The sequence below is a fragment of the Aquiflexum gelatinilyticum genome (assembly GCF_024741135.1).
GTDB lineage: Bacteria > Bacteroidota > Bacteroidia > Cytophagales > Cyclobacteriaceae > Cognataquiflexum > Cognataquiflexum gelatinilyticum.
The window spans coordinates 276,089-291,381 of the sequence record NZ_JANSUY010000003.1; the positions used below are offsets into that span (position 1 = coordinate 276,089).

The following is a 15,293-nucleotide window of genomic DNA, read 5'->3' on the forward strand; positions in this document are numbered from 1 at the left end:
TTAGAAAGCGATACTTTTTAAATGCAGCCCGGCAGTTTCTTCCAATCCAAAAGCTATGTTGAAATTTTGGACTGCTTGGCCGGAGGCTCCTTTGAGCAAGTTGTCAATGGCAGAATAGATGACCAACTGCCCCTTTTCTTTTTGTAAATGAAGGATGCATTTGTTGGTATTGACCGCTTGCTTCATGTCGATATCTTGATCCGAAACATGCGTGAATGGAGCATCATGATAGAAATCTTTGTACACCTTTCTAGCATCATCCAAATCTCCTTCGAAAGGAAAGTAAGCGGTGATCCATATCCCGCGAGAGAAATTTCCGCGATAAGGGACAAAAAGAATTTCCTGATTGAACTCAGCAAATAGCTGACCAAAAGTTTGCTTGATTTCTTTGAGGTGCTGATGAGTGAACAATTTGTAAACAGACATATTCCCTGTTCTATAGCTGAAATGACTTGTATCTGCCAATTTCTTACCGGCACCGGTACTTCCTGTAATTCCCGAAATTTGGACTGTATCCTTAACCCAACCTTTGGCCACAGCAGGAATCAATGCCAGTTGAATCCCCGTGGCAAAGCAACCCGGGTTGGCAATTTTGGTTGAAGATTTGATTTTATGTTTGTTGACTTCAGGTAATCCGTAAACAAATCCATTGCTTTCGTCTCTGAAATCCGTGCTTAAGTCAATGATTACAGTGTCGGTGGAAAAGGTATGGTTTTCCAAAAAACCTTTGGTTTCCCCATGGGGAAGACCCAAGAAAACAGCTTCGATACCTTCTGTTTTAACTTTATCAGTGAAAACCAGCTCGGTGTCACCAATCAGGTCAGGATGGACTTCGGTTACTTTTTTTCCTTTTTGGCTATTGCTGTGTACATACACCAAGTCGCAGGCAGGATGATGTAAAAGGAGACGAAGGAGTTCGCCTCCGGTATATCCTGCTGCCCCAATGATGGCTGTTTTAATTTTCTTCATGGTTGTTTACTTGATGGAAAATCGCAGTTTGGTTTCCAAGGATTCTTGTAAAGCCTTTGACATCTTCGCCTGTATACCCTTTGTTCATTTCACCATAGCTGCCAAACTTGGAAGCCATCAGGTCATGGGATGATTCTATTCCCACCAATTGGAATCTGTATGGATGGAGGAGCACTTTCACTGTGCCTGAGACAAATTCCTGGGTGCTTTCCAAAAATGCTTCCATGTTTCTCATCACGGGGTCGAGGTAATGGCCTTCGTGAAGATGGTTGCCGTAGAATTCGGAAAACTGGTTTTTCCAGAATGTCTGCCATTTGGTCAAGGTATGTTTTTCCAACAATTGATGGCTTTTGATGATGATGAGAGGGGCAGCTGCTTCGAAACCAACCCTTCCTTTGATGCCGATAATGGTATCTCCGACGTGCACATCTCTTCCTATGCCATAGGGTGCTGCCAACTCCTGAACTTTCAGGATGGCATCTACAGGATTGTTGTAGCTGATGCCGTTTACAGCATTGATTTCTCCTTTGTCGAATCCAATCACCAATTCTTCTGAACCGATTTTGCTTACTTGGGTTGGCCAAGCTTCTTCCGGCAATGTTTGGTTGGAAGTCAATGTTTCCTTGCCACCGACGGATGTACCCCAGATCCCTTTGTTGATGGAATATTTTGCTTTCTCAAAATTCATGGAAACGCCATGTTTTTTGAGGTAGGCTATTTCTTCCTCTCTGCTGAGTTTGAGGTCACGGATGGGTGTGATGATTTCTATATCCGGAACAATGGTCTGAAAGATCATGTCAAAACGGACTTGGTCATTTCCTGCGCCGGTACTGCCGTGTGCTACGGATTTTGCTCCGATTTTTTTGGCGTATTCTGCCAAGGTTTTCGCTTGGAGGATTCTCTCTGCACTAACCGAAAGGGGATAGGTGGCGTTTTTAAGTACATTACCAAAGACCAAAAATTTAAGTACTTCCTGATAGTAGGTTTTGGTAACATCCAATGCTGTGAAGGAGGCTACTCCTAGACCGTTTGCCCGTTCTTCAATTTCCTGAAGTTCTGATTTTGAAAATCCACCTGTGTTGATCAATACTGCATGGACTTCGTAGCCGAGGTCTTTGGTCAAATGAAGTGCACAAAAAGTAGTGTCCAATCCTCCGCTATACGCTAATACTGTTTTTTTCATTGGTAAAATCATTTTTTAAGCCAATGGCATAGGGCTTAATAGGTTTAAAATAGGTTAAAGGTTTTGTCTTTGGTTTTCTTGAGGTTGAGCATGACGTATTTTTTAAGTCTTGTCCACCTTTCAAAGAGCTTGATGTTTTTCTTGAAATCCGTCCTCAAAGCCACCTCTTCCACCTTAGCTTTTTTGGATGGATCATAAAGCATGGCTGTGCAAAGGCAGTTTTGTCTGTTTTTGCTTTTGAGAATTTCCACATTGACACAGCTGTTGCAGCCTTTCCAAAATTCCTCATCATCGGTCAGGTCTGAATAGGAAACGGGAATATAACCGAGGCTTGAGTTGATCTTCATCACAGCGGCACCAGTGGTAAGTCCGAAGATTTTTGAATCCGGGAATTTGGTACGGCTGAGTTTGAAAATTTCATTTTTGATCAAAGTGGCTAATCCATATTTTCTGAATTGGGGGGCAACAATCAAACCGGAATTGGCCACAAACTTACCGTGCCCCCATGCCTCAATGTAGCAAAAACCGGCCCAAATACCTTCTTTGGTCAAAGCGATTACTGCTTTGCCCTCCTGCATTTTTGTTTTTATGTATTCCGGAGAACGCTTTGCGATTCCCGTTCCACGTGCTTTGGCTGACTCTTCCATTTCGGTGGTGATGGTCTCGGCAAAGACTACGTCTTTTTCTGTTGCAGGTCTGATGATAAAGGAAGGAATGTTTTCCATTTTGTCCAATTGGGAATAAATGAATGGTTATAAGTCTCTTTCGAGCTTTTTGATGTAATGACAGATTGAAGGTGCTATTGTAGGTCGTCCACGTAGGACACCAAATGTTAGGTCAGGGATGTCACCCTGAAGCTGTTCCTAAACCTCCTCAATGGAGTAAAAAATGGCATAGCAACAACTATCAAAGACAAAATCTTTGTTTCGGTTAGTTTGATTGCTATGAGATTAAGGTTTGACATGCTTTTTGAAAACGTGTGCAAATGTTAAAAGGTTTAAAACAAGATGCAAGAATTAATTTCAGTTATTTCAATAAGCATCTGTAATCTTACACTGATGGTAATAATGCGATAGAATGTTTGGTTTTTTGGCAACCTTAATTCGCTTTTGTTATTTCAAATCAATTTAAATTTGATTTGAAGTTTTGGAATTTTTATGGAGTTAAAATTTGAATGAAAATTTAAAAACCATTAAGATTTAGCCATTTCTTTCAGGGCATTGACAAAAACATCCAATTCTTCTGTGGAGGTATAAATATTTGGTGTGATTCTACATCCAACCACGCCTGCATAATTGATGCCGACGGTATAGATTTTGTGTTTTTCCATCAGGATTTTTGCCATTTCATTGGGATCCAATCCTTCTATGCCCACGTTAGCAATGCCGCAAGAACGGGAGGGTTCAGCGGGGGTATTGACATTGATTTTTGGGACATTTCTAACCTTATCACTCCAATATAATTGTAGGTATCTCAATCTTTCTTCTTTTCTCTCTGCTCCTATTTTTTCGAAATAGTCCAAGGCATTGTTCACAGCTAGGTCAGTCGCGACAGGATGTGTTCCGATGTGGTTAAGGTTTTTTATATTGGTATGGTCGAGTTCGTAAGGTGCCAATAGCGGCCAAATCTTATTTATTTTGTCCTTTTTGACATAAAGTAATCCTGCGCCTAAGGGAACACTCAGCCATTTGTGAAGGCTGCAAGCGTAATAGTCGCAATTGAGGTCTTCGATTTTGAAATCAAAATGGGCAATACAATGTGCCCCGTCTAACATCACTTCCACACCATGCCGGTGTGCCATGTCACAGATTTTTCTGACGGGAAGGATTTGTCCCGTGATGTTAATCATGTGGCTGACCATCATCAGTTTGGTATTTGGAGTGATGGCATCTTCGTAGATCTTGACTATTTCCTCATCCGTTTTGGGATGGTTTGGGATGGAGACGATTTTGTTCGTGATGCCATGCCTTCGTGAGGCAAGGATAAACATGTTTTGGATGCTGCCATAATCTTGCAGCGCAAATATGGCCTCATCTCCCTTTTGCCAAGGATAGCCCGAGATGATGATGTCTAGGGATTCTGTGGCATTGCGAGTGATGGCAATTTCATCAGGACTTCCTCCAAAGGCCTTGGCTAACCTTGCTGCTGCTTTGTCTTTGTTTTCCCACTGAACAGTCCGGAAATACCATGAGCCTTGATAATTGATTTCCCGGATGTGGTTGATGTAATTTTCTAGGGTTTCTGTGGGGAGAAAGCAATAATACCCGTTTTCTAGGTTGATGTAATCCGGCTTGAGTTTGTATCCGCCTCGGATCTTTTGCCAAAAATCCTCATCCTTCGCCAAGGCTACAGGGGAAATAAGGGTGTAGGCTTCGATGGTTTTGGAGAAGGCCTCAAATGAAGCAGAGGAGGCGATGCCGGTAAAAGTTAAGTTTTTGAGGAATGTCCGCTTGTTCATGGTGAGAAATTTAAAACAAAATGGTGAAAAAAATTTTTAAACCAAAAAATGTTGAATAAATTTGTCAACAAATTAAAAGTCAACAATGTGAGTACATTAGCGGAAGTTCTTTTTGAAAAAAGAAATGAAAAGGGAATTGTAGTGAGGAATCTGGCTTTTCAGACAGGGATTGATCCGGCATTGATTTCTAAATATGAAAAAGGGAACAGGTTGCCGACAGAAGATAATTTAAAGGTGCTTGCTGAGATACTTCAGATACCATTTGAGGAGGCGAGAAAGATGTGGCTGGCCGAGAAGGTTTATAATTTGTTGGCCTATGAAGAAAATGCTGGGGAGATTTTGGCTTTGGCTGAGTCTAGGGTTGCTTATCTTTCAGGGCAACAGTCTTTGACCATGCAGGAATTGAGTGCGTCTATTCAAGACAAGCTGAAGCATATCGATGATTTGAAAGGCAAATGGCAATCTAGAAGGCCTTTGAATCCTACACAATTGCAGAAAATGCAGGAATTTTTCAATGTGGCCTACACCTACGAAAGCAACAGGATTGAAGGAAACACACTCACCTTGCAGGAGACACACCTTGTGGTCAATGAAGGGATTACCATCGGGGGCAAATCCATGAGAGAGCATCTTGAGGCCATCAATCACGCGGAGGCAATTTCCTATATGGAGCAATTGGTGACCGATCAATTGGATTTTAGCCCAAGGGTTTTGATGGAGTTGCATTACCTGATATTGAAAGGCATCGATAGGAATAATGCCGGTAAATACCGTTCGGTACCTGTGAGAATCTCCGGGAGTGCCCATGTTCCACCTCAGCCATTTTTGCTTGAAAAATTGATGGAGGAATATTTTAACCATTACGATAGGCAGAAGAAACGTCTGCATCCGGTGATTTTGGCCGCTGAGATGCATGAACGATTGGTTAGTATTCATCCCTTTATTGATGGAAATGGGAGAAGCAGCAGGCTGGTGATGAATCTGATCTTGCTGAGGAAGGGTTATACAATAGCCAACCTAAAGGGAGACCTTACTTCAAGGTTAGCGTACTATAAGGCCTTGGAGGCCGTGCAGGTTGATAATAATCCTGAGGCTTTTTACCACATGGTGGCAGATGCGGTCAAGGATTCTCTTGAAAGGCATTTGGAGCTTGTTTGAGGAATTGTTAATTAAGAATTAAGAATTAAGAATTAAGAATTAAGAATTAAGAATTAAGAATTAAGAATGATAAATTATAAATGAAGAATTGAGAATTGAGAATTGAGAATTGAGAATGAAAAATGAAGGATGTTTAAAAAAGCATCAACATCAGCATCAGTATGGCTAGCAGTATGGCAATCCATTGGTAAACTGGGTTTCTTTTTGGAAAATGGTATTCGCAGATGGGGCAGAATTCAGCTTTTGGATCAATGTCCATCGCACAGGATGGACATTCTTTTGTATTTGATTTTTGAACCATATCATTTTAAAATTGATTTATGAATGAAGTAAAATTATCTGAATTATGAAAATAGAAATCTGGTCGGACATCATGTGTCCATTTTGTTATATAGGAAAAAGAAGGCTTGAATCTGCTTTGGCGGATTTTGAATATGCAGATCATGTTCAGGTCCAGTGGAAGAGTTTTCTGCTCAATCCTGATATGGTCACCGATCCATCAAAATCTACTTTAGAATATCTATCAGAAACCAAAGGTTGGAGCATGGCACAAACAAAGCAAGTTTCCCAACAAGTTGTGGATATGGCTGCAGCTGAAGGTTTGGTTTACCATATGGACAAGACTGTCGTCGCCAATGCGAAGAATGCCCATCGCTTGCTTCAGTTGGCAAAGACCCTAGGCAAAGGAGGTGAAATGAAGGAAAGGTTATTGAAAGCCTACTTCACGGAAGGAACAAATATTGATGATAAAGCCACTTTGACAGCATTGGCAATGGAAGTAGGTCTTGCTGAAAGCAGGGTTGTAGAGTGTCTGGATTCCGGTGAATTTGCAGAGAAAGTTGAGCAGGATATCTACGAATCCAGGTTAATAGGTGTGAGGGGAGTTCCTTTTTTTGTTGTAGACCGGAAATATGGGATATCAGGCGCCCAACCCAAGGAGGTTTTTGACGAAACGATCCATAAAGCCTGGGAAGATTATGTGAAGGCAAATCCTGTGCTACAGGTTGCGGAAAGTCAGGATGGGAATAACTGTGATTTAGAGGGAAATTGTAATTGACATGGGTCAACAGTCCCTGGTCGACAGTCCACACCTTTCCCTTGGTGATGTACTTCATAAATTCTTACTTTAAAACACCTATTAAATAGCGACCTTTTTAAATGTTCCATTTTTATTTAATGGACCATTTTCGGGAGAATTGATAACATCGAAAAGGGAGTCCTGAGGATTCCCTTTATTTTTTTGAAATTTTTTTTAGGGTTTGGATTTGATACCAAATTCATTTATCTCAGGCTGAATTTCATTTTTTATTTTGTTTAACTGAATATTTATAAATTATTATTTATCAGTGACTTATGTACATGATTTAAATCATTTGTTTGCACTTGTTTTTTTGTTTTCCCCGAGTAATTTTGTTACTCATGAGTAAGAAATTTACTCATTTCGGTAGGTTCATTTATGGGACTGAAAGGGCGAAGCTGGGCTTTTTCTGGTTACTTCTACTACGCTCAGTACATGTATTTGGTTAATGGTAATTGGTTATTTCGGTTACACACAGTACATGTATTTGGGTAATTGTTAATTAGGTTGATGGAAATTGAAGACTACGGATTGGATCATTTTTAGATAGAGGAATTTTGGCTTATGTATATTACTGATCAACAAAATGCTTGACTCCATAGTCACTTCCAAAACCCGGGTTAAACTTTTATTAAAGTTTTTTTCACATAATAATTCAAGCTACCTGCGTTCCCTAGCCAAGGAGTTTGATGAATCTACCAATGCTGTGCGGGTGGAGCTCAACAGGCTGACAGATGCCGGATTATTGACTTCAGGTGAGGAGGGAAAGACCATCATGTACCGGGCAAACAACGCCCATCCTTTTTTTCAGGAGATCAAAAACATGGTCTCCAAGTTTTTGGGTCTGGACCAATTATTGGAACAGGTGGTCCGTCGGCTTGGTAATGTAGAGCGGGCTTACATCATCGGTGATTATGCCAAAGGTATAGATTCAGGTACCATTGAGATGGTTTTGATAGGGAAAGAGATTGATCAGGAATACCTTGAATTTTTGGTCAACAAGACTTATGAAAAAGTACAGAGGAGGATTAAAGTGTCTGTTTTGGAAGAAGAACTGGAGGAAGTGGGGGGATTACTGGTGTTTGGGTAAATCAATTTGACCACAGACCATGGTCGACAGTCCATAGCCACTACAATTGCAATCTATCCGAGTTTTTTATAGTTAGCGTCAAGTAATCTAATGTATATATTCGATATTGATTGATATTGGATATTGATTGATATTAATTTGAAATTGGATATTGATGGATATTAATTGAAAAATGCGACTTTCCACTGATTTGAAAAAATAGATTAGATTTGAATTTCAGTCCTATAATTTAGGCGAAATCAATGTCCAAAAACAAAGATTACAATTAAAATAACCCAAAGATAGCTTGATAAGATTCACATTAATTGCCGCCCTTTTATCTGTTGTGTTTTTTCAGATTGTGGGAGAGAAAGTCCCCATTAACGAAGGCGCCATGGGAGATGGGCTCTTTTTTAGAAATGTAGCCGGAAATTTTCTAGAAAAAATAGAAGGGGGAAGCTACAATGCGTTTCAGATGCAAAGGGTGATGCCATTTGCTTTTGTAAATGTGATGTTTGGGGCGTTTGAAATTGTGAAAAGCAATGACAACCTGATCCGGGGAATGTTGGTTCTGCATTTATTGTTTCTTGGTTTGGGGGTTTATTGGTATTTCTCCTTGGCATCTAAACTTCAGCTAGGAAATAGTTTGAGCATTTTGGGCTTTGTGTTGTTGTTTGTGAATTTTGCAGTACTCAAAGAACCTTGGTATAATCCCTTCTCAACCGATCTTCCTACCATGATGTTGGCGATTGGTCAGGCCAATTATTTTATTAAAATCAACCGTCAAAAGCTTTTTTTGGTCTCTATTGTTGCCGGGTTTGTCTGGCCGACGATGATGATAACGGGATTGTTGCTCTTGTTTTTGCCGAGTGAGCCGCTGTTGCTGTATACTGAAGAAAGGCCGAAGTCAGTTTTCCCGGTTGTTGTTTCTTCATTTCTATTGGGATTTTTGGTGATGCTGGGTTTTCTTACAGGGAGGTTTGAAACCCTAAGTTTTTGGAACGGTGTCCTCTATCTTGGTTCAATTTTCAGCCTGGTTTTGTTTGTATTGGGCATGATGGTAAGGAATCCGGTGGACTGGGGCAAGAGTTATGTCCTGCTGGTGAAAAAAACCAAATCCCAAAAAATGGGCAGGTTGGTAGGGATATTTTTGGTGTTTGTGCTTGTTATTTTTCTCCTGTCAGGCAACAACAGGTCCATTCAAATGGGTGCAATTTTCTTTGGAATGGTAGCTGACACCTTACGGTTTCCGGGAGATTTTCTCGTTGGCCATTTGATGTTTTTTGGCTTTCTCATTCCATTTGCACTGGCTTTTTTTCCAAGGATGGTGAAGGAGGCCGCAAAGCTCGGAATGGGGATGACAGCAGTAGGCATATTGATGTTTATTTTTGCGCTACACCCGGAGTCAAGGTTGCTGTTGGCTTTTTTCCCATTCATGGTGGTACTGCTTTTGAAAGCAGTCAGGAGGTATAGGATTGTCAACAAAGACTTGATTGTGATCGGTATTGTCAATGTATTGATATCCCTGTTTTGGTTACCAATGAATGTACCCGGCATGGAAAAAGCTTTGGCAATGGGTAAGGTGGCTATGGGTAGCTTTCCTGCTCAAAGGTATTGGATGCATTTTGGCCACAAGATGTCTTTTGAGGTATATTTCATCGGCGGGATAGTTTTTACATTTTTGGTATTTTTAGCCTGGAAAGGGAAGTTGCGATATAAGAGAGAGGAGTACCGGAGGAATAAACCGGTTTCTTCTGTTTCCGGAGCTTGAAAGGGAAGGGTCGATTAAGTGCAAATTTTATTTGTTACCGCACTAATGACTATAGGGATGACGATCATCGGCATTTTTTTAACCTCATAGGTAGAAAGGATAATTTACCACAAATAGAAACAGGTTTTCAACAGATTTATTGAAGTAACAGACATTAATTTTCATATTCTTTCGGTAGCAGGAAGTTTTTTTTCCATCCTGATTTCTGATCATATTCATAAAGTTATGCATCTATGCACAATTACATTATTCACCCAATTTTTACAGCTTTGGAAATAAAATTCTATTCTCCATCTGATTTTGAGTCTTGGAATGAACTGGTTGAAAACAGTTCCAATGGGATATTTCTTCATTCGAGGAATTTTATGGATTACCATAGAGACCGTTTTACTGATGTCTCTCTTTTGATTAAAGAAGGGGAGGAATTGGTGGCTGTATTGCCGGGCAACAGCTATGAAAAAACATTTTTATCCCATCAGGGATTGACCTTTGGGGGATGGATTTTCAGAAACGGGATTGATTTCGTCAAGCAGCAGGAAATCATCCTCAGATCCCTGCAATTCCTTTCTGAAAAAGGATTTACAAGGATCCGTGTCAAGCCAGTTCCGGAATTTTATCACTCCCAAAAAACCGACAATGAGTCCCTTATGGTTTCTTGTGGCGGGGTTTTGGTGGATGAGGATCCCAATTATGCCATCGAGTTGCCAAAGGTGATTTCGGACAGGGGCAAAAGGTGGGGTGTACAGAAGGCCATGAATATGGGGATTCATATTGAAGAAGACGATGGTTTTGTGACGTTTTGGGATGAAATCCTGATGCCTTACCACAAGCAGGTATTGGGCTATGAACCTGTACACACCTTGGCTGAAATTGAATACCTTGCTGCAAACAATCCGGGGAAAATCCGTCAATTCAATGCCTATCACAAAGGGGAAATTTTAGCAGGAGTAACCGTGTTTTCCCATCCTGAAGTGGCGAGGACACAATACATCGCTTCAACGGATGATGGAAGGAAAAACAGGGCGGTGGATCTCTTGATAGGTTACCTGATGCGGCATGTGGGAGAAAAATACATCGACCTTGGGGGCGTCACTGATCCAAAAACAGGTTTGCCAAAAGAAAGCCTTGTGCAATGGAAAGAAAGCTTTGGAGGGGGGTTGTATATGGGGAAGGTGTGGGAGTTTGGGTAATTTAGAATGGTGAATTATGAATGAAAAATTAAGGATTAAGCACGTAGAATTGAGGTTAGCGGTATTTTTTTGAGGAAATGAGAATTGAGGTGAGCATTTTATTTATTTCTAAGATTTCGGATTGCAAAAAAATGAAGTCCGGGTGGTCTCCGATCAATTCTTTTCGATCCAGTAATTTGATCCAATATGCTGTTTCCCTCGCTTCTTTGGATGCAATGCTGATTTTTGAAATAAAGTCATTTTTTGATTGGGCTGCCTGTGCTTCTTCTACATTTGCACCAATATAGGTGCCTGAACCAACAATTTGATCTGCTAACCTGTAGTGATTATTTTCTCGAAGAAAGAAATAAATATTAAGTATCTTCTCTGCGAAAATGAAGCTTTTATCAACGATCGGATTTTTCATATTTAGTTTCCTTTTCCACTAAAATACAAAACGACCTTATCAGGATTAGTAAATTAAACGTTTAAATCTGAAAATGTATCTTAAAATATACCTTTAGTCCTCATTGTTCATTCAAAATTTATCATTTATCTCAGTTCCACATTGATTTCGTCGCCTTTGTGGATTTCGGCGGCGAGTTTGAAGTAGAGATGGCGGTTGCGCTTGTCGTTGATTAGGATGCCGTCATCCGTTTTTTGTGCTTCTTCAAAGTCTTCAATGGTCAGGGTATCGAGCCATTTGGATGCATTGATTTCGAAGATGATGGAGGGGTTGATGGTTCTGTCGGAGGTAAAGGAAAGGATGGGAGAATTGTCAGCATCAAGTGCTAAGTCAAATCGTGGCCTTGCCCCAAAAAGCTCTATGGTCACAGGAATCAATTCTCCCGCTGTACTGTAGTAAGACGCACTGATAAAGACGGATGGGTTTTGTTCATGATCTGACAGGTGAATTCCAAATCCCAACCTGTCATAGTTACCTTCCGGGATATTCAGGAAAAAATCTTCAGTCTCATCTGATTTGTCGAAGAAGACTTTTTTGATCTCATTGAATTCGATGTCAAGGTTTTTATTGAATTTGCTTGTGTCATTTTTTCCCCTGACACTCAGTTCGAGTTTTTTGATACAGATGAATCCCTCATGGATGATGATTTTGGGTTTGTGGGGCAAAAATACATCCATGTTGCCTTCGTACTTGTCTGTCAGCACAAATGCCAATCCTATAAAACTTTCGTCAAGCTGGTGTAGGAAATAATCGTGGGCACGGTATTGGATAATCAGCATGCTTTAAAATTACTAGGGGTTATCTTTTTCAATCTCTTACTTACAATTTTACCCGCTATTGGAAGGCAGTTATTTTTTTAACCACCTTTTTTCGGATCACCTTCCACATACCTTGTGGCTGTCGGGAATTTTCATGATATCGAAAAGCATCCTTTTGTTACAAAGGGTCGACCTGCAAATAGGTTTCGTCTACTTTCCAATAAACAGACATTTCTTAAACGACAGGAAAAATTTTATTTGTATAAAACTTTTCAATTTGATGACCAATTACAGTGCCAAGTAATACTATTTTTTTCACTTTAAATAATGTAAATCAAGGGAAGGGCAGGGTTCAAGAAGAGGTTGAATTTTGGGTTTTATGGTTATTTTTTTTATTTATAATTCATTGAAAAATAATTGTTTATATAATAATTGATAAAAATCAATTTAAAGATTTGAAATGCATTTTAGATTTATCGACCCTCATTTTCTTCAGGACGAAGTTTTTGGAGAAAATTAAGGTTTTCTTTAAGTTTTTTTTCATTGGCGAAAATGTTTTTAGAAGGTTTGCAAATCCCGTCTGCCCGAGTAATTTTGTTACTCATGAGTAATTTTAGTACTCGGTTGGATGTCCCAGATGGGATTGAAGGGGCGAAGCTGTGGGTAAGGGGAATCCGTTTGGGGGTTGTAATTGTTCTAGTGGTTGTAATGGTTGTGGGGTTGTCTGCTTCGCGTTGTAGAGTTGTCTGCTGCGCGTTGTCGGGTTTGGCTTCGTCCTTGGTACATGATACTTGGTTCTAGAAGTTTTAAAGTTAACTAGATCTCCGTTCTCGCTTCTCGGCTCTCTCTTCTCGCATCTATACTAAAACCGACTTCTGAGATAATTCTTAACTGGTTGCTCAAAAAAGTAATAACCCAAGATGGCGAAAAGGTATAACAGCAATAGGTTAGTCAAGATAGAAAGGCCAAGTGATGCCAATGCCAATTGGAATATCCCGATGTGGATCAGGTAAAACACGTAACTGCTGTCTCCCAAGATCCTAAACAGGCGCGAGGAAAGGAGTTTTTTGAATACTGTTTCTTCATGCAACAATCCCCAAAAAAGCGGCAAGATACCAAAAAGGGGTAAAGCAAAATTGTTGACCAAAATACCCAAATGAAAATTGTCACCTGTTTTTTCCCCATTGCCGATCATAGCCAAAGCCACTATTGAAAGCAGTATCCCTGCTGCGCCAAACAGCGTCAGGTGTTTGAGTGGTAAGCGGCGCTGCATATGATAAGCCAATCCCATTCCCAACAGAAATTCAAAGCATCTTCCAAAAAATGTGAAATTGAACAGGAACTGAAGATCTCCAAAAAAGCCGAAGGGAAACAGGTCCTTAAAAAGATTTTGAATCAAAATCCCTGAACTGATAATGGTTAGCGGTAAAAGCAATAAAGGCAAACGCCACTTTTTCCAGGCCAAAGCCAAAAGCGGTGCTGACAGGTAAAAAGTTTCTTCAACAGTCAAAGTCCAAGCTTGGGCAATTCCCGAGAATAGAAATTCCTGAAAATAGCCTTTCAAAAGGAGAAGATTAAGTATAAGAGCAAGGATTTCTTTTTCTCCAAATTGACTGAAATAAATTGCCCTCGCGAGGAAAATCAACATAGTCAGTATAAAGAAAACCGGATAGATTTTGGTGAACCTGTTCCAAAAATAGACGGAAAGCGAAGGTGAGGGGTTAAGAAAGTATTTGTGGGTGATGATAAATCCACTCAGAACAAAAAACAAGGTCACTCCGGTGTGGAATTCTGCAAAGAATCTAAAAGCGAAACCTGATGTACCTGCAAAAGGATTGAAATGATGGAAGTATACCATCAGTACAGCGATCGCCCTGATGCCTGTCAGTGCAGGAAAATATGTTGGTGTTGAGGTGTTCAAGGTGCCAAATGTAATGCTTGGAAATGAAGAATTTTGAATGCTGAATTAGATGTTGGAAAAGTGATACGTTTTCTTGGAAATTGGTCAAAAGGTAACGAATGGGTAAGGAGGGTGTAACGGAAGGGTAAGGGAAGGGTAGGAGAAGGGTAAGGGAACATGCTCGAAAAGTGCCGATTTTGAAGGAAAAAATATGGTTATTTATAAAAAAATATGATTATTTAAATTTTAATAAAATGGTCATCAGTCCACCGTCCACCGTCCACAGCAATAGTGTACCAAACCTTTTACTAATTTGAAAAAAATAGAGGACAATTTATTTTCAAATAAGAAACCACCATTTCGTTTTGTGATTTGAAGTCATTGGTTAATTTTTTTTCGCTCTTGAAGGAGTTTTATTACCCTGCTGTCAGGCATGAATTTTATAACCAAAAAAACAGAAAGGTTCATTTGTTGGTCACTCTAAGCCTTCTTCTTTTCAGGGCAAAGTTCAGGAATGACAGGGATGTCACCGTCAGTCTTTTTGGATTTAGGATAATTGCAAATTCTCCGCAGGTCTTGTTGCGCTTGGTCAAAGAGATTTTTTTGGAGGAGGTATACAAGTTTGATCCGAAAAGCGCTACACCCAAAATCATCGATGGCGGGGCAAATATCGGGATCAGCGTTTTGTATTTTAAATCCTTGTATCCCCAAGCTCAAATCATTGCCATCGAACCCAATCCACAGGCTTTTTACTATCTGGAAAAGAATATTGCAGGCAATGGTTTGTCCCAAGTGGAAGCAATCAATGCCTGCCTGTCTGACCGGATGGGAAAAGAACGTTTTTATGTTTCTCCCACAGGTTCGATCATCAATGGTTCCCTGTTTCCTCAAATCGGAAAATCCTTTCTGAAAGAAATAGATGCTGTCCGCTTGTCGGACTTATTGAAAGAAGCTGAATTTGATCTCGTCAAGCTTGATGTGGAGGGTGCAGAAAGGCAGGTCTTTGAGGACTTGAAGGAAAGTGGAAGCATCAAGCGCTCCAAACAGTACATGCTGGAGTATCATTCAATCCCCGGGTTGGGAGATATCTTTGGCGATTTGGTTGAAGTTTTTGAGGAAAATGGATTCAAAACTCCTTCTATTGTCAATGCGCAGGAATTTTCTACCGGAGGGAACTCCATGATTCACTACATCCAATCCCAAAAGCCAGTTTTTGCTTGAGGATTTGTCATTACAGTTAGATGCTCAATTAATCAATTTTAAATTCCTATAAGAACAATATATTCCAATCATTTTTATTTTAAAAACCTATCT

14 protein-coding genes are annotated in these 15,293 nt (G+C 40.1%); 6 read left to right on the forward strand and 8 right to left on the reverse strand.

The window, feature by feature from the left end; genetic code table 11:
• The 4 genes from argC to NU887_RS07255 all read right to left on the reverse strand — a co-directional run bounded on the left by argC (position 1) and on the right by NU887_RS07255 (position 4,610).
• The gene (argC, locus tag NU887_RS07240; RefSeq protein ID WP_258422705.1) at positions 1-969 is read right to left on the reverse strand and encodes an N-acetyl-gamma-glutamyl-phosphate reductase; all 969 of its coding nucleotides are present in this window, start codon (positions 967-969) and stop codon (positions 1-3) included.
• Positions 956-2,152: an argininosuccinate synthase gene (locus NU887_RS07245; RefSeq protein WP_258422706.1), complete on the reverse strand. Its 1,197-nt coding sequence runs from the start codon at positions 2,150-2,152 to the stop codon at positions 956-958. Before NU887_RS07245 ends, argC begins: the two co-directional genes overlap by 14 nt.
• 44 nt (positions 2,153-2,196) lie before the next feature.
• Positions 2,197-2,877, reverse strand: a complete 681-nt coding sequence (locus tag NU887_RS07250; RefSeq protein ID WP_258422707.1) for a GNAT family N-acetyltransferase — start codon at positions 2,875-2,877, stop codon at positions 2,197-2,199.
• Between the two features lie 467 nt (positions 2,878-3,344).
• A complete protein-coding gene (locus NU887_RS07255; RefSeq protein WP_258422708.1) occupies positions 3,345-4,610 on the reverse strand; it encodes an aminotransferase class V-fold PLP-dependent enzyme in 1,266 nt (421 codons plus the stop codon).
• Positions 4,611-4,658: 48 nt separating this feature from the next.
• Between NU887_RS07255 and NU887_RS07260 the strand changes: the two genes are divergently transcribed.
• Positions 4,659-5,768, forward strand: coding sequence for a Fic family protein (locus NU887_RS07260; RefSeq protein ID WP_258422709.1), 1,110 nt, complete (start codon positions 4,659-4,661; stop codon positions 5,766-5,768).
• A gap of 133 nt (positions 5,769-5,901) precedes the next feature.
• Here the strand turns inward: NU887_RS07260 and NU887_RS07265 are convergent, their stop codons facing one another.
• The gene (locus NU887_RS07265) at positions 5,902-6,069 is read right to left on the reverse strand and encodes a hypothetical protein (protein WP_258422710.1); all 168 of its coding nucleotides are present in this window, start codon (positions 6,067-6,069) and stop codon (positions 5,902-5,904) included.
• Between the two features lie 45 nt (positions 6,070-6,114).
• On the opposite strand from NU887_RS07265, the gene NU887_RS07270 reads away from it, so the two are divergent.
• The 4 genes from NU887_RS07270 to NU887_RS07285 all read left to right on the forward strand — a co-directional run bounded on the left by NU887_RS07270 (position 6,115) and on the right by NU887_RS07285 (position 10,876).
• Positions 6,115-6,825 carry a DsbA family oxidoreductase gene (locus NU887_RS07270; RefSeq protein WP_258422711.1) on the forward strand — a complete coding sequence of 237 codons (711 nt, stop codon included), beginning with the start codon at positions 6,115-6,117 and terminating at the stop codon, positions 6,823-6,825.
• 607 nt (positions 6,826-7,432) lie between these two features.
• Positions 7,433-7,936, forward strand: coding sequence for a winged helix-turn-helix domain-containing protein (locus tag NU887_RS07275; RefSeq protein WP_258422712.1), 504 nt, complete (start codon positions 7,433-7,435; stop codon positions 7,934-7,936).
• Positions 7,937-8,222: 286 nt separating this feature from the next.
• On the forward strand, positions 8,223-9,686 hold the full coding sequence (locus NU887_RS07280) for a hypothetical protein (protein WP_258422713.1): 1,464 nt from the start codon (positions 8,223-8,225) through the stop codon (positions 9,684-9,686).
• 233 nt (positions 9,687-9,919) lie between these two features.
• On the forward strand, positions 9,920-10,876 hold the full coding sequence (locus tag NU887_RS07285; RefSeq protein WP_258422714.1) for a GNAT family N-acetyltransferase: 957 nt from the start codon (positions 9,920-9,922) through the stop codon (positions 10,874-10,876).
• Between the two features lie 55 nt (positions 10,877-10,931).
• Here NU887_RS07285 and NU887_RS07290 read toward each other — a convergent pair whose 3' ends face one another.
• From NU887_RS07290 to NU887_RS07300, 3 genes are all read right to left on the reverse strand, one after another.
• Positions 10,932-11,282 (reverse strand): four helix bundle protein, encoded by a 351-nt coding sequence (locus NU887_RS07290; protein WP_258422715.1) that lies wholly within the window; start codon positions 11,280-11,282, stop codon positions 10,932-10,934.
• Between the two features lie 125 nt (positions 11,283-11,407).
• Positions 11,408-12,100, reverse strand: coding sequence for a hypothetical protein (locus NU887_RS07295; protein WP_258422716.1), 693 nt, complete (start codon positions 12,098-12,100; stop codon positions 11,408-11,410).
• 841 nt (positions 12,101-12,941) lie between these two features.
• Positions 12,942-14,000, reverse strand: coding sequence for an acyltransferase family protein (locus NU887_RS07300; protein WP_258422717.1), 1,059 nt, complete (start codon positions 13,998-14,000; stop codon positions 12,942-12,944).
• 381 nt (positions 14,001-14,381) lie between these two features.
• Here NU887_RS07300 and NU887_RS07305 point away from each other — a divergent pair, with 381 nt between their 5' ends.
• The gene (locus NU887_RS07305) at positions 14,382-15,200 is read left to right on the forward strand and encodes an FkbM family methyltransferase (RefSeq protein WP_258422718.1); all 819 of its coding nucleotides are present in this window, start codon (positions 14,382-14,384) and stop codon (positions 15,198-15,200) included.
• Positions 15,201-15,293 lie beyond the last annotated feature (93 nt).